This window comes from Jatrophihabitans sp. (assembly GCF_035474675.1).
GTDB lineage: Bacteria > Actinomycetota > Actinomycetes > Mycobacteriales > Jatrophihabitantaceae > Jatrophihabitans_A.
In genome coordinates this window covers 1-19,162 of the sequence record NZ_DATINC010000112.1, presented here as the reverse complement: position 1 = coordinate 19,162, position 19,162 = coordinate 1, and the positions used below count along the sequence as shown (strand labels likewise).

16 protein-coding genes and 1 pseudogene are annotated in these 19,162 nt (G+C 72.7%); 12 read left to right on the top strand and 5 right to left on the bottom strand.

The features are described 5' to 3' along the window. Positions 1–40: 40 nt before the first annotated feature. Positions 41–496 (bottom strand): hypothetical protein, encoded by a 456-nt coding sequence (locus VLJ82_RS13230; protein ID WP_408663826.1) that lies wholly within the window; start codon positions 494–496, stop codon positions 41–43. 120 nt (positions 497–616) lie between these two features. On the opposite strand from VLJ82_RS13230, the gene ftsY reads away from it, so the two are divergent. From ftsY to VLJ82_RS13215, 3 genes are all read left to right on the top strand, one after another. Continuing rightward, positions 617–1,762 (top strand): signal recognition particle-docking protein FtsY, encoded by a 1,146-nt coding sequence (gene ftsY / locus VLJ82_RS13225; RefSeq protein WP_408663825.1) that lies wholly within the window; start codon positions 617–619, stop codon positions 1,760–1,762. 135 nt (positions 1,763–1,897) lie between these two features. After that, positions 1,898–2,938, top strand: a complete 1,041-nt coding sequence (tdh, locus tag VLJ82_RS13220) for an L-threonine 3-dehydrogenase (RefSeq protein ID WP_408663824.1) — start codon at positions 1,898–1,900, stop codon at positions 2,936–2,938. 52 nt (positions 2,939–2,990) lie between these two features. Further along, positions 2,991–4,181 carry a glycine C-acetyltransferase gene (locus VLJ82_RS13215; protein WP_408663837.1) on the top strand — a complete coding sequence of 397 codons (1,191 nt, stop codon included), beginning with the start codon at positions 2,991–2,993 and terminating at the stop codon, positions 4,179–4,181. Between the two features lie 16 nt (positions 4,182–4,197). On the opposite strand, the gene VLJ82_RS13210 is transcribed toward VLJ82_RS13215, so the two are convergent. Continuing rightward, complete coding sequence (locus VLJ82_RS13210) at positions 4,198–4,572, bottom strand: VOC family protein (RefSeq protein WP_408663823.1); 375 nt, start codon at positions 4,570–4,572, stop codon at positions 4,198–4,200. 85 nt (positions 4,573–4,657) lie between these two features. Continuing rightward, positions 4,658–7,189: an aminopeptidase N gene (gene pepN, locus VLJ82_RS13205; protein WP_408663822.1), complete on the bottom strand. Its 2,532-nt coding sequence runs from the start codon at positions 7,187–7,189 to the stop codon at positions 4,658–4,660. A 249-nt stretch (positions 7,190–7,438) separates the two neighbouring features. On the opposite strand from pepN, the gene VLJ82_RS13200 reads away from it, so the two are divergent. From VLJ82_RS13200 to VLJ82_RS13190, 3 genes are read left to right on the top strand one after another with little or no spacing between them, the layout of a single operon-like run. Next, complete coding sequence (locus VLJ82_RS13200) at positions 7,439–8,821, top strand: ammonium transporter (protein ID WP_408663821.1); 1,383 nt, start codon at positions 7,439–7,441, stop codon at positions 8,819–8,821. Next, on the top strand, positions 8,818–9,150 hold the full coding sequence (locus tag VLJ82_RS13195; protein ID WP_408661000.1) for a P-II family nitrogen regulator: 333 nt from the start codon (positions 8,818–8,820) through the stop codon (positions 9,148–9,150). The genes VLJ82_RS13200 and VLJ82_RS13195 overlap by 4 nt, the downstream gene beginning before the upstream one ends. After that, entirely contained in the window at positions 9,134–11,527 is a 2,394-nt protein-coding gene (locus VLJ82_RS13190) for a [protein-PII] uridylyltransferase (RefSeq protein ID WP_408663820.1), read from the top strand. Before VLJ82_RS13195 ends, VLJ82_RS13190 begins: the two co-directional genes overlap by 17 nt. 132 nt (positions 11,528–11,659) lie before the next feature. Here VLJ82_RS13190 and VLJ82_RS13185 read toward each other — a convergent pair. Beyond that, positions 11,660–12,043, bottom strand: a pseudogene (locus VLJ82_RS13185) (VOC family protein); the annotation flags it as partial. 82 nt (positions 12,044–12,125) lie between these two features. Between VLJ82_RS13185 and VLJ82_RS13180 the strand changes: the two are divergent. From VLJ82_RS13180 to ffh, 6 genes are all read left to right on the top strand, one after another. Then, a complete protein-coding gene (locus VLJ82_RS13180; RefSeq protein ID WP_408663819.1) occupies positions 12,126–13,148 on the top strand; it encodes a phosphotransferase family protein in 1,023 nt (340 codons plus the stop codon). Positions 13,149–13,162: 14 nt separating this feature from the next. Then, entirely contained in the window at positions 13,163–14,401 is a 1,239-nt protein-coding gene (locus tag VLJ82_RS13175; RefSeq protein WP_408663818.1) for an acyl-CoA dehydrogenase family protein, read from the top strand. An 11-nt stretch (positions 14,402–14,412) separates the two neighbouring features. Continuing rightward, on the top strand, positions 14,413–15,381 hold the full coding sequence (locus VLJ82_RS13170) for an LLM class F420-dependent oxidoreductase (protein ID WP_408663836.1): 969 nt from the start codon (positions 14,413–14,415) through the stop codon (positions 15,379–15,381). Then, complete coding sequence (locus VLJ82_RS13165; protein WP_408663817.1) at positions 15,378–16,196, top strand: SDR family oxidoreductase; 819 nt, start codon at positions 15,378–15,380, stop codon at positions 16,194–16,196. The genes VLJ82_RS13170 and VLJ82_RS13165 overlap by 4 nt, the downstream gene beginning before the upstream one ends. A gap of 134 nt (positions 16,197–16,330) precedes the next feature. Then, a complete protein-coding gene (fabG, locus tag VLJ82_RS13160; RefSeq protein WP_408663816.1) occupies positions 16,331–17,086 on the top strand; it encodes a 3-oxoacyl-ACP reductase FabG in 756 nt (251 codons plus the stop codon). Positions 17,087–17,178: 92 nt separating this feature from the next. After that, positions 17,179–18,711, top strand: a complete 1,533-nt coding sequence (ffh, locus tag VLJ82_RS13155; protein WP_408663815.1) for a signal recognition particle protein — start codon at positions 17,179–17,181, stop codon at positions 18,709–18,711. 69 nt (positions 18,712–18,780) lie between these two features. On the opposite strand, the gene VLJ82_RS13150 is transcribed toward ffh, so the two are convergent. Then, the coding region (locus VLJ82_RS13150) for an EAL domain-containing protein (protein ID WP_408663814.1) at positions 18,781–19,162 on the bottom strand (382 nt) is incomplete at its 5' end.

The window sequence follows — 19,162 nt, the reverse complement described above, 5'->3', positions numbered from 1 at the left end:
GCCTTCCCGCCAGCTGAGCCCGCCTGCTGGGTCCCGCCTGCTACCCGGCCGGCAGCTGCTGGTCCGGGGCGCGGTGCGCGAGCCAGTACTGCCCGATCTGGTGGTAGCCGCTGACGAACGCCGCCTCGGTCCAGGTTCCCCGGCCCAACGGCAGCGGCAGCCGGACCGGGCCGGACGCCGTCCAGAGCGTCACCTGGCGGCCGCCGCGGCGTTGCCGCTCCGCGGTTATCGCCCGGACCTCCGGCCAGCCGATAAGCCGGTTGCGCCCCATGGCCCGGATCCGGACGCCGGCCGGGCTCAGCTGCACCCGCAGCAGGAAGGTGAGGGCCAGGATCGCGACGGACAGGAAGACCAGGTAGAACCCGGCCGAGCCCACCGGTGCCGAATGGTGCTCGGCGGCCAGGCCCAGCAGTCCCAGGCCGGCGACGGCGAGGGCGGCGGGCAGCGGAAACAGGGCAACCGGGGGAACCCGGAACGTGACCATCGGCTCAGCCATGTCCATCCCTCCGTCACTGCTCTTTCGGCAGCGCGGCGGGGAACTCAAGCGCCCGGGCCGAGTGGTGCCCGGTCGGAACCCGTGGCGGCGGCCCGGCCGGCCGGCTGGAAGACTGGAGCCGTGCTCGAATTCCTGTTGATCGCCCTTGCCATCGTCGTCGTCGCCGTCGGCCTGATCGTCTCGCTGGTGGTGCCGCGCGGCCGGCTGGGCCGGCGCCGCGACGAGGTGCCGCCGCCACCCACTGACCTGCCGGCCGCCCCGCCGCTCAGCCGTACCGACACCCTGCCGCCGCCGACCGGACCACCGGCGGTGCTGGAACCAGAAGCGCCGGCGCTGGACGTTCCGGAACCGACCGCCACCCGGATGCAGCGGCTGCGGGCCCGGCTGGCCAGGTCGCAGAACGTGTTCGGACGCGGCCTGCTGGCGGTGCTGGCCCGCGACCGGCTCGACGACGAGGCCTGGGAGGAGATCGAGGACGCCCTGCTCGGCGCCGACGTCGGGGTCCGGCCGACCACCGAGATCGTGGAGCGGCTGCGCACCCGGACCCAGGTGCTGGGCACCCGGGACCCGGCCCAGCTGCGCGCCCTGCTGGCCGACGAGCTGGTAACCGCGCTGCAGCCGGACCTGGACCGGACGCTGCACACCGTCAGCAGCTCCGACGCGCCGGCCGTGCTGCTGGTGGTCGGCGTGAACGGCACCGGCAAGACCACCACCTGCGGCAAGCTGGCCCGGGTGCTGGTGGCCGACGGGCGCAGCGTGCTGCTCGGCGCCGCCGACACCTTCCGGGCGGCGGCCGCCGACCAGCTCGAGACCTGGGGCTCCCGGGTGGGGGCCAAGACGGTCCGCGGACCGGAGGGCAGCGACCCGGCCAGCGTCGCCTTCGAGGCGGTCCGGGCCGGCAAGGACGCCGGCGTGGACGCGGTCCTGATCGACACCGCCGGCCGGCTGCACACCAAGGTCGGCCTGATGGACGAGCTGGGCAAGCTCAAGCGGGTGGTGGAGAAGCACGGCCCGATCGACGAGACGCTGCTGGTGCTCGACGCCACCACCGGGCAGAACGGGCTCACCCAGGCCCGGGTGTTCACCGAGGTCGCCGACGTCACCGGCGTGGTGCTGACCAAGCTGGACGGCACCGCCAAGGGCGGCATCGTGATCAGCGTGCAGCGCGAGCTGGGCGTGCCGGTCAAGCTGATCGGGCTGGGGGAGGGTGCCGACGACCTGGCGCCGTTCGTGCCGGCCGAGTTCGTCGACGCGCTGTTGGATTGATCAGCCTGACCGGCGCCGACCGGCAGCCGTCCGGGCCCGGCGGCGGTCGGCCGGGGGAAAGATCGTCTGGCAAGCTATCCCGGGAGTTCGCAACGGTGCGAGAGGATGCCCCACGGTGAGAAGGATCCAGCGGTCATGAGGGCGCTGTACAAGGCCACGGCGGGCCCCGGCTTCGAGTTCGTCGAGCGCCCGGAACCCGAGGCCGGCGCCGGCGAGGTGAAGATCCGGGTGCTGCGCACCGGCCTGTGCGGCACCGACTTGCACATCGAGTCCTGGGACGCCTGGGCACAGAGCGAGATCCGGACCCCGCTGATCCCCGGCCACGAGTTCTACGGCGAGGTGGTCGCGCTCGGCCCCGGGGTGCACGACGTCAAAGTCGGCGACCGGGTCTCCGGCGAGGGCCACATCGTCTGCGGCACCTGCCGCAACTGCCGGGCCGGCCGGCGCCAGATGTGCATCCGGATGCTGTCGGTCGGCGTGCACCGGGATGGCGCGTTCGCCGACTACGTGGTGATCCCGGAGAGCAACGTCTGGGTGCACGGTGCCGACATCGAGCCGGACGTGGGCGCCATCTTCGACCCATTCGGCAACGCGGTGCACACCACGCTGGCCTTTCCGCTGGCCGGCGAGGACGTGCTGATCACCGGCGCCGGCCCGATCGGGCTGCTGGCCGCGGCGGTGGCCCGGCACGTCGGGGCCCGGTTCCTGGTGGCCACCGACGTCAGCCCCGCCCGGCTGGAGCTGGCCCGGCGGATGGGGGTGGACCTGGCGCTGGACGTCCGGACCACCCGGATCGCCGAAGCGCAGCAGCAGCTGGGCATGCGGGAGGGCTTCGACATCGGCCTGGAGATGTCGGGCCACCCGACCGCGCTGCCGGAGATGATCGCGAACATGAACCACGGTGGCCGGATCGCGATGCTGGGGCTGCCCAGCCAGCCGATCACGGTGGACTGGGCCAAGGTGGTCAGCCACATGCTGACCATCAAGGGCATCTACGGCCGGGAGATGTATGAGACCTGGTACGCGATGAGCGCCATGCTGGCCTCCAGCGCCACGCTGCGCCAGGCGGTGTCGGCGGTGATCACCGACCGGTTCGCCGCGCCCGACTGGGCCAAGGCGTTCGACACGGCACGATCGGGCAGTACCGGCAAGGTGGTTCTCGACTGGTCGGCCTAGCCCGTCCGGTGGTCAACGCTCGGCTACGTAGACAGTGGGGGTGGCGAGTTTCATGTACGGAAGCATGCGCGAGGACGTGGCCCGGACGCTGGCGGAGATCCGCGAGGCCGGGCTGTACAAGCAGGAGCGGCGGATCGGCACGCCCCAGTCGGCGCACATCAGCTCCAGCGGCAGGGAAGTGATCAACTTCTGCGCCAACAACTACCTGGGCCTGGCCGACCACCCGCAGATCGTGGCGGCCGCCCGCGAGGCGCTGGACCGCTGGGGCTTCGGAATGGCCAGCGTCCGGTTCATCTGCGGCACCCAGGACCAGCACAAGGAGCTGGAGCGGCGGATGTCGGAGTTCCTCGGCACCGAGGACACCATCCTGTACTCGTCCTGCTTCGACGCCAACGGCGGCGTGTTCGAGACGCTGTTCGGACCGCAGGACGCGATCGTCTCCGACGAGCTGAACCACGCCTCGATCATCGACGGCATCCGGCTGTCCAAGGCCCGCCGGCTGCGCTACCGCAACCGCGACATGGCAGACCTGGAAGAGCAGCTGAAGGCGGCCGCCGACGCCCGGCACCGGGTGATCGTCACCGACGGGGTGTTCTCGATGGACGGCTACCTCGCCCCGCTGGCCGACATCTGCGACCTCGCCGAGCGGCACGACGCGCTGGTGATGGTGGACGACTCGCACGCGGTCGGCTTCATCGGCGAGCACGGCCGGGGGACGCCGGAGCTCGCCGGGGTGAGCGACCGGGTGGACATCCTGACCGGGACGTTCGGCAAGGCCCTGGGCGGCGCCTCCGGCGGCTACGTCGCCGCGCACGCCGAGATCGTGGACCTGCTGCGGCAGCGCTCGCGTCCCTACCTGTTCTCCAACAGCGTGGCGCCGCCCACGGTGGCGGGCTCGTTGGCGGCGCTGGACCTGCTGGAGGGCTCGGCCGAGCAGCGGCTCACCCTGCGGCACAACGCCGAGCTGTTCCGGCGCCGGATGACCGAGGAGGGGTTCGACCTGCTGCCGGGCGAGCACCCGATCGTGCCGGTGATGATCGGCGACGCGGCCAAGGCCGCCCGGATCGCCGACGCGATGCTCGCCGAGGGGGTGTTCGTGATCGCCTTCAGCTACCCGGTGGTGCCGCAGGGCAAGGCGCGAATCCGGGTGCAGCTGTCGGCGGTGCACTCCGACGACGACATCGAGACCTGCGTACGGGCCTTCGTCGCCGGCCGGGCCGCGGTGGCGGGCAGCGCCGCCTGAGGGAGCGCGGCCGGGATCACGGCCCGGCGGCCACCCCGAGGTCCTGGTAGACGCCCAGCGGGTTGCCCCACGGGTCGGTCAGGTTGGCGAAGGCGGCCAGCCCGGGCAGCCGCTTGATGTCGCCGGGCTCGAAGCCCTTGGCGCGCAGCATGCCGACCGCGGCCTCGATGTCCTCGACGGCCAGCCGCAGCCGGAACGAGGACGGTTTGATGTCGGTCCGGCCGGTTGCCAGCTGCAGCCATGCGCCGGGCGAGATCTCCCACTCGTAGAAGTCGGGATCCGGTCCGAAGTCGGGGTCACGCCCGATCAGGGCGCAGTAGAAGGCCAGCGCCTCGTCCCGGTTACCGGCGTGCACCGCGATGGTGAGGCCGCGCACGTTCATCTCGCTCATGCCCGCGACCCTAGCGGGCGGCCCCGGGCCGGCGCAGATCAGGCTCTGCCGGGGTGAGCTGGCACGCAGTTCGACCAGGGGCGGATCAGAGCCTGCCGGAGCGCCGCAGCGAGCGGACCGCCCGCCGCAGCGTGTCGGTGCCGTCGACCAGGGCCCGCCGGACCGCCGGGTCCAGCGATCGGTCGGCGGCCACGGTCTGCTCGGCCAGGTCGAGCACCTCGCCGGACGCGGCGGCCACCGGGAACGCCTTGCCGATCACCGCCCCCAGCGCCCAGCCGCGCCGGTGGCCGGCGGTGCCGGGCATCTCGGCGAAGAACCGGGGCAGGTACGGCGCGGTCAGCTCGTGCTGGCCGGGCTCGAAGAAGCCCTCGGCGCTGGCGTACAGCTCGTAGACCGGCCGCTCGCTGGGTTGGGTGAGCAGCGCCCAGGTGTCGGCCTTGGCGGCCGGGTCCGGCCGCATCGCCCGGGCCCGGGCGGCGTGCACCACCCCGGCGGTGCTCTCGTCGCGGGCCAGCTCGGCGTCGATGTCGGCCGCCGACAGGGCTCCGAGGGCGGCCAGCCGGGTGACCAGCGCCCAGCGCAGCTCCGCGTCGATCACCAGGCCGGGCGGCAGCTGCCGGCCGGCCTCCCAGGCAACCAGCCAGTCGGGATCGTCGCTGGCCCGGATGCCGGCCCGGGCCGCCTCCAGCTGGGCGTCGCTGCCGGGCGGGGCGGTGGCCAGCAACCGGTGCGCGAGCTCGGCGATCCGCGCCCGGCGGGCCGGCCGGTCGGCGGGCACGGCGAAGCAGCCGGCCAGCTTCTCGGTGGCGAACTGCAGCAGCTCGGCGGTCACCAGCTCCACCGGTTCCCGGGCCAGCGCGGCCAGCACCATGTCCAGTGCCTGCTCGGAGTCCAGCTCGGCGTCGCGGACGGCATCCCGGATGGCGTTGTAGAGCACCACCCGGGTGGGAGCCGCCTCGATGCGCGGCAGCAGCTCGGCGACCGCCTGCCAGCCCGCCGCCCCGAACCGGATCTTGGCCCAGCTGTCGTCGCCGCTGTCGGCAACCACCAGCCGCAGCGGGCCGGCCGCCCGGCCGACGGGTACCTCGTCGCCGTGCAGGGTGACCTGCTCGTCGAGCAGCTGGCGGCCGGAGCCGTCGAAGCCGGCCACCCGGACGGTGTGCGGCCGCCGGGTGCCGTCCGGCGAGCTTCGGCCGAGCCACACGTCGGCCGGGCCGCCGTCGTCCGGCCGCTGTTCGGCGGTCAGGGTGTCCAGCCCGCTGGTGCGCAACCACAGCTCGGCCCAGCCGGCCAGGTCCTGCGCGCCGGCCTCGGTCCAGGCCTCGATCAGGTCGGCGAACTCGGCGTTGCCGAACCGGTGCCGGGAGAAGTGCAGGCGCAGCCCGGCGAAGAACACCTCGTCGCCGAGGTGGGCCGCCAGCTGCTTGAGCACCGAGGCGCCCTTGGCGTAGGAGATGCCGTCGAAGTCGGCCAGCGCCGTGGCAGCGTCCTCGGAGCCGTTGCCGGCCACCGGGTGCTTGGACGGCGCCTGGTCGGCCACCCGGCCCCAGTCCTTGCGGTGCAGCCCGAACTCCAGCCAAGACAGGGATGCCAGGGATGCCAGCGCGGCCGGCGAGTCCGGACCGGAGCTGTCCGCCAGCTCCGCGCAGACCCGGTAGCCCATGTACTCGGCGAACGACTCGTTGAGCCACAGGTCGTCCCACCAGCGCATGGTCACCAGGTCGCCGAACCACATGTGCGCCATCTCGTGCGCGATCGTCGAGGCGCGGTCGCAGCGCTCGCCCCGGGTGGCCGCCGAGCGGAAGACGTACTGGTCGCGCAACGTGACGCAGCCGGGGTTCTCCATGGCGCCGGCGTTGAAGTCCGGCACGAAGGCCTGGTGGTACTCCTGGAACGGGTACCGGATGCCGAACAGCTCGTGGTAGCGGTCCAGCGACGCGGCGGTCACGCCCAGGATGTCGGCGGCCTCGGCCTCCAGGTGCTCGGCCAGCGAGGCCCGGGCGTGCAGGCCCAGCACGATGCCGTCGTGCTCGGCGGTGACCGAGGCGTAGGGACCGGCAACCAGCGTGACGAAGTAGGTGGCCAGCGGCTGGGTGGTCGACAGCTGCCAGTGCCCGGGCGCGGTGCGGGAGGCGGGGGAGTTGCCGATCACCGTCCAGTCCGGCGGGCACTGCACGTCGATGTCGTAGCCGGCCTTCAGGTCGGGCTGGTCGAAGCAGGCGAACCAGCGCGGCGCGGCGTCCAGGAACGACATCGCGTACAGGTAGGTCCGGCCGTCGGCCGGGTCGACGTGGCGGTGGATGCCCTCGCCGTCGCTGGAGTAGGCCATCAGCGCCTGCACCCGCAGGGTGTTCTCGGCGCGCAGCCCGGTCAGCGGCAGCCGGCCGTCGGTGAGCCCGGCCGGATCCACCGGTTCGTCGTTGAGGTGCACCGACAGCACCTCGGCTGCCCGCAGGTCGAGGAAGGTGCTCGCGCCCGGCTCGGACGCGGCGAAGGTGATGGTGGTGTCCGAGCAGAACCGGTTCCCCGGCATGGTCAGGTCGAGGGCGATCCGGTAATTACGGACAGTCAGCAACGCCGCACGTTGGACAGCTTCGCGGCGGGTGAGGCTGGGCATGCCACGACGCTACCGGCCGGCTGCGCGCTGACTGCGGCAGGTGTTCGAAGATCAAAGAAAACCCAGCCGTTATCGACCGATTTAGCCGCACCTTCCGGCTGCCCGGACGGCCGCTGCGGAGTTCATCTGCCGGAAACACAGCCGGGCACTGCGCGTAACAGTCCCGGCTGATGCTCGTCGCAACGTGCCGGCCGGCCTGTCGACACCTACCCGTCAACCATTCGTTCCGAGACAGAAGCGGAGACCCGAGTGTCCCCAGCCCTTCTCACCGCTACCAGCTACACCCCGTTCGACGCCAAGAACCTCAGCGCGGGCGACACCGCCTGGGTGCTGGCCGCGTCCTGCCTGGTGCTGCTGATGACCCCGGCGCTGGCGTTCTTCTACGGCGGCATGGTGCGCGCCAAGCACGCGCTGGCCATGCTGATGCAGAACTTCGCCGCGATGGCGGTGGTCAGCGTCACCTGGGTGGTGATCGGTTTCACGCTGGCCTTCGGCGGCACCGGTCGCTACCTCGGCGACCTGCACTACCTGCTGATGCACAACGTCACCGACGTGGTGCCCACCCTGGGCTCGGCCCAGACCACGCCAACCATGGTCTTCGTCGCCTTCCAGCTGACGTTCGCGATCATCACCCCGGCGCTGATCACCGGCTCGACGGCCGACCGGTGGAAGTTCGGGGCGTTCCTGGCCTTCGTCGCGGCCTGGTCGATCCTGATCTACGCCCCGGTCGCGCACTGGGTGTTCAACGGCGACGGCTTCCTCAACTCCTCGCTGCAGGCGTCCGGCAAGTTCTTCGCCGAGGACTTCGCCGGCGGCACCGTGGTGCACATCAACGCCGGCGCCGCGGGCCTGGCGATGGCGCTGGTGCTGGGCCGGCGGCGCGGCTGGCCGCACCAGAACATGCGCGGGCACAACATCCCGTTCGTGATGCTGGGCGCCGGGCTGCTGTGGTTCGGCTGGTTCGGCTTCAACGCAGGCTCCGCGCTGGCGGCCAACAACCTGGCCGGCTACGCCTGGATGAACACCAACACCGCGACCGCCACCGCGATGCTCGGCTGGCTGGCGGTGGAGAAGCTGCGCTTCGGCAAGTCCACCGCGCTCGGTGCCGCGTCCGGCGCGGTGGCCGGGCTGGTGGCCATCACGCCGTGCGCCGGCTTCGTCAGCGTCAGCGGCGCGCTGGTGATCGGCCTGCTGGCCGGCGTCGGCTGCGCGTTCGCGATCAACCTCAAGAACCGGCTGGGCTACGACGACTCCCTCGACGTGGTCGGCGTGCACTTCGTCGGCGGCTGGATCGGCACCGTGTCGGTGGGGCTGTTCTCCACCGACGTCACCAACCCGCTGGCCAACAACGGCATCCTCTACGGCGGCGGCGGGAAGTACGGCGGCTGGAACCTGCTGCTGCACCAGGTGGAGGCCGCCGCGCTGGTCACCGCGTTCTCCTTCGTCGGCACCTACCTGATCGCCCGGGTGATCGGCCTGGTGATGCGCACCCGGGTCAGCGAGGAGGATGAGCTGACCGGGCTGGACCAGTCCATCCACGGCGAGACCGCCTACGACTTCGGTACGCTGACCGGCTCCGGTGGCGGCCAGTACACCCCGGCCGCGGTGAACAGGGAAAGGGTGCAGGCATGAAGCTGGTGACCGCCATCATCAAGCCGTTCAAGCTCGAGGACGTCAAGCTCGCCCTGGAGAACCTGGGCATCCAGGGCCTGACAGTCAGCGAGGTGTCCGGCTTCGGCCGGCAGCGCGGCCACACCGAGGTCTACCGGGGCGCGGAGTACACCGTGGACCTGGTGCCCAAGGTGCGGGTCGAGGTGCTGGTGCACGACGCCGCCAAGGTGGTCGAGGCGATGGTCGAGGCGGCCCGGACCGGCAAGATCGGCGACGGCAAGGTCTGGGTGACCGAGGTCGAGACGGTGGTGCGGGTGCGGACCGGCGAACGGGATGACGACGCCCTCTAGCCCGCTTGGGGCTGGTCCGGCTGCCGGGGCTGGTCCGGCTGCCGGGGCCGGTCCGGCTGCCGGGGCGGGGTCGGCGGGGGAGTCCGTCGCCGCGGCCCGGGCCGGACTGCTGGCCCGCACCGACCTGGCCGGCAAGCCGCTGCGCGCCGAGCTGGCCACCCTGCTCGACAGCTGGCTGGCCGGGCTGCTGCCGCCGGTGCCCGGCGTCGCGCTGGTCTCGGTCGGCAGCCTCGGGCGCCGTGAGCCCGCCCCGTACGGTGATCTGGACCTGGTGCTGCTGCACGACGGCACGGTGGCTGGTATTGCCGAGGTGGCCGACGCGCTGTGGTACCCGATCTGGGACGCTGGGCTGGGACTGGACCACTCGGTGCGCACCCCGCAGCAGGCGCTGGCGGTGGCCGACAGCGACCTGAAGGTGCAGCTGGGGCTGCTGGACGCCCGGCACCTGGCGGGCGATCCGGGACTGACCGGGCTGGTCCGCGAGCAGGCGATCGACCGGTGGCGGCGTGCCGCGCCGGCCCGGGTGGGGCAACTGCAGGAGCTGGCCCGCGGTCGCTGGGCGGCCCGCGGCGACGCGTCCTTCCTGCTGGAGCCCGACCTCAAGGACTGCCGGGGCGGGTTGCGCGACTGGGTGGGACTGCGCGCACTCGCCTCGGCGCAACTGCTGGACCTGACCCCGCCGGTGGTGCGGGCCGCCGGCACGCTGCTGGACGTGCGCGGCGAGCTGCACCGGCTGGCCGGCCGGCCCGCCGAGGTGCTGCGGGCCCAGGACCGCGACTCGGTGGGCCAGGCGCTGGGGCTGGCCGGCCCGGACGAGGCGCTGCGGGCGGTGCACGAGGCGGCCCGGACGCTGGCCTACGCCACCGACGCGGCCTGGCGCCGGGTGCCTGTTGCCGAGCGCCGGGCGCCGCGGTCGCTGCTGGGCCGGCTGCGGCGGCCGGGCCCGGGCACCGACGCCGATGTCCGCACCCCGCTGGCCAGGGACGTGGTGACCCAGGGCGGCGAGGTGGTGCTGGCCCGGGACGCCGACCCGTGGGCCGATCCGGTGCTGACCCTGCGGGTGGCCCGGGCGGCGGCGGCCGCGGACCTGCCGATCTCGGCCTACGCGCTGAGCCGGCTGGCCACCGAGGCCGCCCCGCTGCCCGAACCCTGGCCGGCGGCGGCCCGGGCGGAGTTCGTGGCGTTGCTGGGCGCCGGTGCGCGGGCGGTGCCGGCGCTGGAGGCGCTGGACCAGCACGGCCTGCTCAGCCGGCTGCTGCCGGAATGGGAGGGCGTCCGGTTCACCGCGCAGCACAACCCGGTGCACCTGTTCACGGTGGACCGGCACCTGATCGAGACGGCGGTGCAGGCCGGTGCCCGGGCATCCGAGGTGGCCCGTCCGGACCTGCTGCTGGTGGGCGCGCTGCTGCACGACATCGGCAAGGGCCGGCTCGGCGACCACTCCGAGACCGGGGCGGTGCTGGCCCGGCGGATCGCGACCCGGATGGGCTTCTCCGATTCCGACGCCGGCACCATCGCGGCACTGGTCCGCCACCACCTGCTGCTGCCCGACACCGCCACCCGGCGCGACCTGGACGACCCCTCCACGGTGGCGCTGGTGGTGGCGGCGATCGAGGGCTCGGCGGAGCTGCTGGACCTGCTGCACCAGTTGACCATTGCCGACGCGGCGGCCACCGGCCCGGCCGCCTGGAGCGACTGGAAGGCAGCGCTGGTCGGCCAGCTGGTCCGGGCCACCCGGGCGGTGCTCGGCGGTGGCCGGCCGCCGCAGCCGCAGCCGCCGTCCGAGGCGGTGCTGCGGCTGGCCCGCCGGGGCGGCACCGAGGTGCTGGTCGAGGGCGAGGACGTGCTGGTGGTCGCGCCGGACCGGGCTGGCCTGCTGTCCGACGCCGCCGGCCTGCTGGCGCTGCACTCCCTGGACGTGCGGGCCGCCGAGGTGCGGACGGTGGCGGGCATGGCGGTCAACCGGTTCACCGTCTCGCCGCGGTTCGGCGAGCTCCCCGAGGTGGCGCTGCTGACCGCCGACCTGCGCCGGATCCTGGCCGGCACGCTGGCGCTGGACGAGCGGTTGCGCGCCAAGGAGCGCTCCTACCGGCTGCCGGGGTCCGGGCAACCGCCGCCGCCCCGCCTGCTGTGGTTCGACGACGAGGCCACCGACGCCACCGTGCTGGAGGTCCGCACCCGGGACGCCATCGGCCTGCTGCACCGGCTGACCGCGGCCCTGGAGAGCGCCGGGGCCGACATCCGCTCGGCGCGGATCTCCTCATTGGGCGCGCACGTGGTAGACGCCTTCTACCTCACTGATGGGAACGGCAAGCCGCTGTCGGCCGAGCACCAGGATTCGGTCACCCATGAGGTGACCGCAGCGCTGGCGGGCTAGCGCCGGTGCAGTCCGCGCGACGGCATCGGTTGCGAGGAGCGTCTACGGGACGGCACGTCGCGGGTGTGTCCCGGGGAGCCTGGGCGCTGGTGCTACGTCGACCGGGTCATCGGCTGAGTCTTCGGGGGCAGTAGCCACGAGTTCGACCTCGTACCCATCGGCGTTGACGAGGTAGGAAGCGTAGTGATTGCCGCCCCCGGCATACGGGTGAGCGTCGGGGAACATCAGCGTCCAGCCATGAAGGTGGCTAGCACCGGTAAGAGCGTCGACCTCCTCTCGTCCGCCCGCGTGAAAGGCGATGTGGTTGAGCCCTGGCCGGTGGCGTTCGTGATCATTGCCAACCATCGCAGGCGATTGTTCGACTACGAGGTACGTCGAGCCCAGGCGCCAGCTGCGGCCAGAGGGCCATTCTTGAAATAGTTGATAACCCAACCGGGTCAATAGCCAGCCCCATTCGTCAACGGCGCGCTCGATGTCTGGCACCCACAGCTCCACGTGGTGCAGTTGCCCAGCCATGAGGCGAAGGCTAACGCTACGGAGAACGGCAACCGCATATGCCGACTGGCTTGGCCGGTCGATCGGACCGTAGGGTGCCTGAGTGCCATCCGACATTCCGGGCCTGGATCTGGAGCAGGTCACCACCTGGCTGGATCAAGTCCGCCCCGGACTGCGACACGGCTCGCTGACCGGCGAGGTGATCGCCGGCGGCCGGTCCAACCTGACCTACCGGCTGACCGACGGTGCGCACACCTGGGCGCTGCGCCGGCCGCCGCTCGGCCACGTGCTGCCCACCGCGCACGACATGGCCCGGGAGTACACGGTGATCTCGGCCCTGCACGGCTCGGCCGTCCCGGTGCCCGAGCCGGTGGCGCTGTGCACCGACCCCGACGTGCTCGGCCAGCCGTTCTACCTGATGTCCTTCGTGCCCGGCATCGTGCTCGACCGGTCCGACCTGGTGCCGGACCGCCCCACCGCCACCCGGACCGGCGAGCTGCTGGTGGACACCCTGGTCGCGCTGCACGGCATCGACCCGCACGCGGTCGGGTTGACCGGGTTCGGCCGTCCGGAGGGCTTTCTGGCGCGCCAGGTCGCCCGCTGGCACCAGCAGTTCCAGGCCTCGATGCCGGCCGGCGACAGCGCAGGCGAGGGGGAGGCGGTGGTCGTCGAGCGGCTCACCGAACGGCTGCCGGCCTCATCCCGGGCCGGCATCGTGCACGGCGACTACCGGCTGACCAACGTGCTGTTCAGTCCCGGCTTCGACGAGATCGCCGCGGTGGTGGACTGGGAGATGGCCACCCTGGGCGATCCGCTGACCGACCTCGGGCTGCTCTACGTCTACCACCAGCTGGCCGGTGCCGCCGACTCGGTGATGCCGGACTTCCCGGCGGCCCAAGGCTTTCTCGGCCCGGACCAGCTGCTCGACCGCTACGCCGGACGCACCGGGCAGTCGCTGGCCGAGCTGGACTGGTACATCGCCTTCGGCTACTTCAAGCTCGCGGTGATCGCCGCCGGCATCCACGCGCGCTACCTGCAGGGCAAGACCGTCGGCAGCGGGTTCGAGGTGTTCGGCCGGTTGCGCGACACCACGCTCGGCGCAGCCGCCGAACGGCTTAGAGCATAAGGGGAAACGGTTCGATGGATTTTCAGCACAGCGAGCGCTCACGAGCGCTGCAGGCCGAGCTGGCCGGCTTCCTGGACTCGCACGTCTACCCGGCCGAGGCGGTCTTCGCCGTGCAGGAGCAGGCCAACCGCGCGGCCGGCCGGCCGTTCGCCACCCCGGCGGTGCTCGCCGAGCTGAAGGCCGAGGCACGCCGGCGCGGGTTGTGGAACCTGTTCCTGCCCGATTCCCGGTTCGGCGCCGGGTTGTCGGTGCTGGACTACGCGCCGCTGGCCGAGCTCTCCGGCCGGGTGCCGCAGCTGGCCCCGGAGGCGATGAACTGCTCGGCACCCGATACCGGCAACATGGAACTGCTGGCGATGTTCGGCACCGCCGAGCAGTACGAGCAGTGGCTCAAGCCGCTGCTGGACGCCGAGATCCGCTCCTGCTTCTCGATGACCGAGCCGGACGTGGCCTCCTCCGACGCCACCAACATCGAAACCCGGATCGTGGCCGACGGAGATTCCTACGTGGTCAGCGGGCGAAAGTGGTGGTCGACCGGCGCGCTGCGCGAGGAGTGCGCGCTGGCCATCGTGCTGGGGGTCTCCGACCCGGACGCCGACCGGCACGCCCGGCACTCGATGATCCTGGTGCCGCTGGACGCCCCCGGAGTGAGCGTGCACCGCTCCACCACGGTGTTCGGCTACGACGACGGCCCGCACGGCGGCCACGGCGAGATCAGCTTCGACGACGTCCGGGTGCCGGCTGGCAACCTGCTCGGCCCGCGCGGCGGCGGCTTCGCGATGGCGCAGGCCCGGCTCGGGCCGGGCCGCATCCACCACTGCATGCGGGCACTGGGAATGGCCGAGCGCGCCCTGGAGCTGATGGTCGCCCGCACCCGGGACCGGCACGCCTTCGGCCGCCCGCTGGCCGAGCAGGGGGTGGTCCGGAACTGGATCGCGGAGTCCCGGCTGGCGATCGAGCAGGCCCGGCTGCTGGTGCTCAAGACCGCCTGGCTGATCGACACCGCCGGGGTCCGGCAGGCCGCCACCGAGATCGCGGCGATCAAGGTGGCCGCACCCCGGGCGGCGTCCTACGTCCTCGACCGGGCGATCCAGGCCTTCGGCGCGGCCGGGGTGTCTGGAGACACGCCGCTGGCCCAGATGTGGGCCGGGCTGCGCACCCTGCACCTGGCCGACGGGCCGGACGAGGTGCACCTACGCAGCGTGGCCCGGGTCGAGCTGACCAAGGCAGCTATGACCCGGCCCGGCCGATGACCGGCTGGGGGATCAGCCTGCCGCTGCCGGGCGTGACGTTGCCGGCGCAGGCCGAGCTGGTGCGGGCACTGCCGGACCAGGGCTACACCGACGCCTGGTCGTCCGAGACGGCCGGTGTCGACGCGTTCACCCCGCTGGCGCTGGCAGCGAGCTGGCAGCCCCGGCTGGAACTGGGCACCGCGATCGTCCCGGTGTTCACCCGCGGGCCCGCCCTGATCGCGCAGTCCGCGGCCGGCCTGGCCGAACTCGCGCCGGGCCGCTTCAGCCTGGGGCTGGGAGCCTCCAGCCCGGCGATCGTCGAGCAGTGGAACGGCATCGGCTACGACCGGCCCTACCGCCGGACCCGGGACGTGCTGCGTTTCGTGCGCCGGGCGCTGAGCGGGGAGAAGGTGACGGGGGAGTTCGACACCTTCAGCGTGGACGGCTTCCGGCTGGAACGGCCGCCGGCCGAGCGGGTGCCGATCCTGCTGGCGGCGCTGCGTCCGCAGATGCTGGCCCTGGCCGGCCGGGAGGCCGACGGGGCAATCCTGAACTGGCTGGCCGCCGGCGACGTGGCCCGCTGCGTGGCCGCGGTCGGCAACCCGGCCAGCCGGATCGTGGCGCGGATCTTCGTGTGCCCGACCTCCGATGCCGGCCACGCCCGGGCGGTCGGCCGGCGGCTGATCGCTGCCTACCTCAGTGTGCCGGCCTATGCCGAGTTCCACCGGTGGCTGGGCCGCGGGCCGCGGTTGGAGCGGATGTGGCAGCTCTGGCAGGCCGGTGACCGGGCCGCCGCCGTCGAGGCGGTTCCCGAGGGCCTAATCGACGAGCTGGTGGTGCACGGCAGCCCGGACCGCTGCCGCGAGCAGGTCCGGCGCTACGTCACCGCCGGGGTGCAGACTCCGGTGATCGCGCTGCTGCCCAGCCCCGAGACCGCGACCGTCGAGGGCTTGGCGGCCGTACTCGCCGGCCTCGGAGCCACGGACGGGGCCAGCCGGTGAGGATCGCGGACGCGGTGGTCGTGGTGACCGGCGCCGGCAGCGGCATCGGCGCCGGGCTGGCCCGCCGGTTCGTCGCCGAGGGCGCCAAGGCGGTGGTGCTGGCCGACCGGAATCCGGCCGCCGTCGCGGAGCTGGCCGCCGGGCTGGGGGAGCGGGCCAGTGCCTGGGAGCTGGACGTCACCGACGAGGCCGCGGTGGCCGCGCTGGTCGCCGAGGTGCTGGCCGAGCACAGCCGGATCGACCTGTTCTGCTCCAACGCCGGCCTCGGCACCGGAAGCGGACTGCAGGCCGGCGCCGATGCCTGGCAGCAGGCCTGGGACCTGCACGTGATGGCCCACGTCTACGCGGCCCGGGCGGTGCTGCCGGCGATGATCGCCGCGGGCGGTGGCTACCTGCTCAACACCGCCTCCGCCGCCGGGCTGCTCAGCGCCCCGGGCGACGCCCCGTACACCGCCAGCAAGCACGCCGCGGTGGGACTGGCCGAGTGGCTGGCCTACAGCTACCGCGAGCACAACATCCGGGTCAGCGTGCTGTGCTCGATGGGCGTGGACACCCCGCTGCTGACCGACGGCCTGGCCGCCGGATCACCGGCCGCCGCCGCGGTCGCCGCGTCCGGCCCGGTGCTCGGCGTCGAGCAGGTGGCCGACGCCGTGGTCGAGGCGGTCACCCGGGAGGCCTTCCTGATCCTGCCGCACCCGCAAGTGGGTAAGTTCTGGGCGGCGAAGGCGGCCGACGTCGAGGGCTGGCTCACGGCGATGGCCCGGCTGGCCGGCGCGACCGGCGCGACCGGCGCCACGGCAGGTACCGGCGAGTGAGGATCGCAGCGAGCGCCAGCGAGCAGGCGAGCGAGCATCGAGCGAGGGACGAGCGAGGCGCGCAGCGAGTTGACAGTCAGACCGAAGCGAGCGGGCGATGAGCGCTCGCGCGAAGAGCAGGGGAAGGACTGAGCATGGCAGGAGTGCAGGACCGGGTGGCGCTGGTGACCGGCGGCGCGCAGGGCATCGGGGAGGCGATCGCGACCCGGCTGGCCGCCGACGGCGCCAAGGTCGCGGTGCTCGACCTGAATGCCGACGCGGCGTCGGCAACCGCCACGAGAATCGGCGCCGGCGCGATCGGCATCGGCGCCGACGTCAGCAAGGCCGACCAGGTGGAGGCCGCGGTCGAGCGGGTGGTGGCCGAGTTCGGCGCCCTGCACATCCTGGTCAACAACGCCGGCGTGCTGCGCGACAACATGCTGTTCAAGATGTCCGAGGACGACTGGGACACCGTGATGAACGTGCACCTCAAGGGCGCCTTCCTGTGCAGCAGGGCCGCCCAGGTGCACATGGTGCAGGCCCACTACGGCCGGATCGTCACCATGTCCTCCACCTCGGCGCTGGGCAACCGCGGCCAGGCCAACTACGCCACCGCCAAGGCCGGCCTGCAGGGCTTCACCAAGACGCTGGCCATCGAGCTCGGCCAGTTCGGCATCACGGCCAACGCGATCGCGCCGGGCTTCATCGAGACGGCCATGACCAAGGCCACCGCCGAGCGGATCGGCTCCACCATCGAGGAGATGCGCGAGCGGGTGGCCGCCACCATCCCGGTGCGCCGGGGCGGCGTCCCGGCCGACATCGCCAACACCGCGGCGTTCTTCGCCGGTGAGGAGTCCGGCTACGTCACCGGCCAGGTGATCTACGTCGACGGTGGCCGGGGGCTGCTCTAGCGCCCGACCGCCGGAACGGGCAACGCGGCGAGGGCAGGCCGCTCACGTACCCTGGACGGCGATGTGCCCGGTCTAGCTAAGGGGTTGTCTCGGTGTTCGACACGCTGTCTGAACGGCTGACCAAGGTCTTCACCGGCCTGCGTGGCAAGGGCCGGCTGTCCCAGGCCGACATCGACGCGGTGGCCCGCGAGATCCGGATCGCCCTGCTGGAGGCCGACGTCGCGCTGCCGGTGGTCCGGCAGTTCATCGCGGCGGTGAAGGAGCGGGCCTCCGGCGAGGAGGTCAGCCGGGCGCTCAACCCCGCCCAGCAGGTCATCTCGATCGTCAACGAGGAGCTCATCACCATCCTCGGCGGCGAGACCCGCCGGCTGCGCTACGCCAAGAACCCGCCCACGGTGATCATGCTGGCCGGCCTGCAGGGCTCCGGCAAGACCACCCTGGCCGGCAAGCTGGCCCGCCACCTCAAGGAGCAGGGCCACGCCCCGGTGCTGGTGGCCGCCGACCTGCAGCGCCCGAACGCGGTCAACCAGCTGCAGATCGTCGGCCAGCGGGCCGGGGTGGCGGTGTACGCCCCGCAGCCGGGCAACGGGGTGGGCGACCCGGTCTCGGTGGCCCGGGACTCCCTCGACTTCGCCCGGCGCGCCCAGCACGACATGGTGATCGTCGACACCGCCGGCCGGCTGGGCATCGACGCCGAGCTGATGCAGCAGGCCGCCGACATCCGCGACGCGGTGCAGCCGCAGGAGATCCTGTTCGTCCTCGACGCGATGGTCGGCCAGGACGCCGTCAACACCGCCGAGGCGTTTCGCGACGGGGTCGGCTTCACCGGCGTGGTGCTCACCAAGCTCGACGGCGACGCCCGCGGCGGTGCGGCGCTGTCGGTGCGCTACGTCACCGGCCAGCCGATCCTGTTCGCCTCCAACGGCGAGAAGCTGGAGGACTTCGACGTCTTCCACCCCGACCGGATGGCCTCCCGCATCCTGGACATGGGCGACGTGCTCACCCTCATCGAGCAGGCCCAGCGGACCTTCGACGCCGATGAAGCCGAACGAATGGCTTCCAAGATCACCAGCGGCAACCAGTTCACGCTGGAGGACTTCCTCGAGCAGTTGCAGGCGATCCGCCGGATGGGCCCGATCGGCAACCTGCTGGGCATGCTGCCCGGCGCCGGGCAGATGAAGGAGGCGCTGGCCCAGGTCGACGACAAGGACCTGGACCGGACCGCGGCAATCATCCGCTCGATGACGCCGGCCGAGCGGGACGACCCGAAGCTGATCAACGGCTCGCGCCGGCTGCGGATCGCCAACGGCTCCGGCGTCACCGTCAGCGAGGTCAACAACCTGGTGGACCGGTTCTTCGAGGCCCGCAAGATGATGGCCCGGATGACCGGCGGGATGGGGCTACCCGGGGCCCGGCGCAACAACAGCAAGAACCGCAAGGGCAAGAAGGGCAAGAACAAGCAGGCCGGACGCGGCCCGAGCCAGCCGCGGATGCCGGCGGGACTGCCCGGCCTGACCGGAATGCCGGGCGGCGGGTTCTCACCCGGCGGAGCGGCTGGGTTCCCGAGCCTGCCGCCGGGCACCGAGCTGCCCGACCTGTCCAAGCTCAAGTTCCCCAAGGCCTGACCCCACGGGCCGGACTCGGCCGAGGGCGTGCAGATCGGATACGAAACCGGCGCGGGCCGGGGCCGGTGGTCAGCGGTTGCTGATGGTGGGCGCCGACTTGCCCCAGGCCGACCAGTCGGCCCGGGTGCTGGTCGGCACGCCGGTGAGGTGGCCCTGCAGGGTGTCCACCCCGAGCCGGGCCAGGCAGTCCAGCTCGCTGGCCTTCTCCACCCCCTCGGCGACGATGGTGGCACCGGCGCTGCGGGCGAAGGTCACCATCGCGCCGACCAGGGCGCTGCGGGCGGTGTCCTTGTCGACGCCGGAGACGATGCCGCGGTCGATCTTGATGATGTCCGGGGCCAGCGCCACGATGTGCCGGAACGAGGCGTAGCCGGCGCCGGCGTCGTCCACCGCGAGCCGGATGCCGTGCGCCCGCAGCGTCATCCGCGCCTCGATCAGCGGCGCGTAGTCC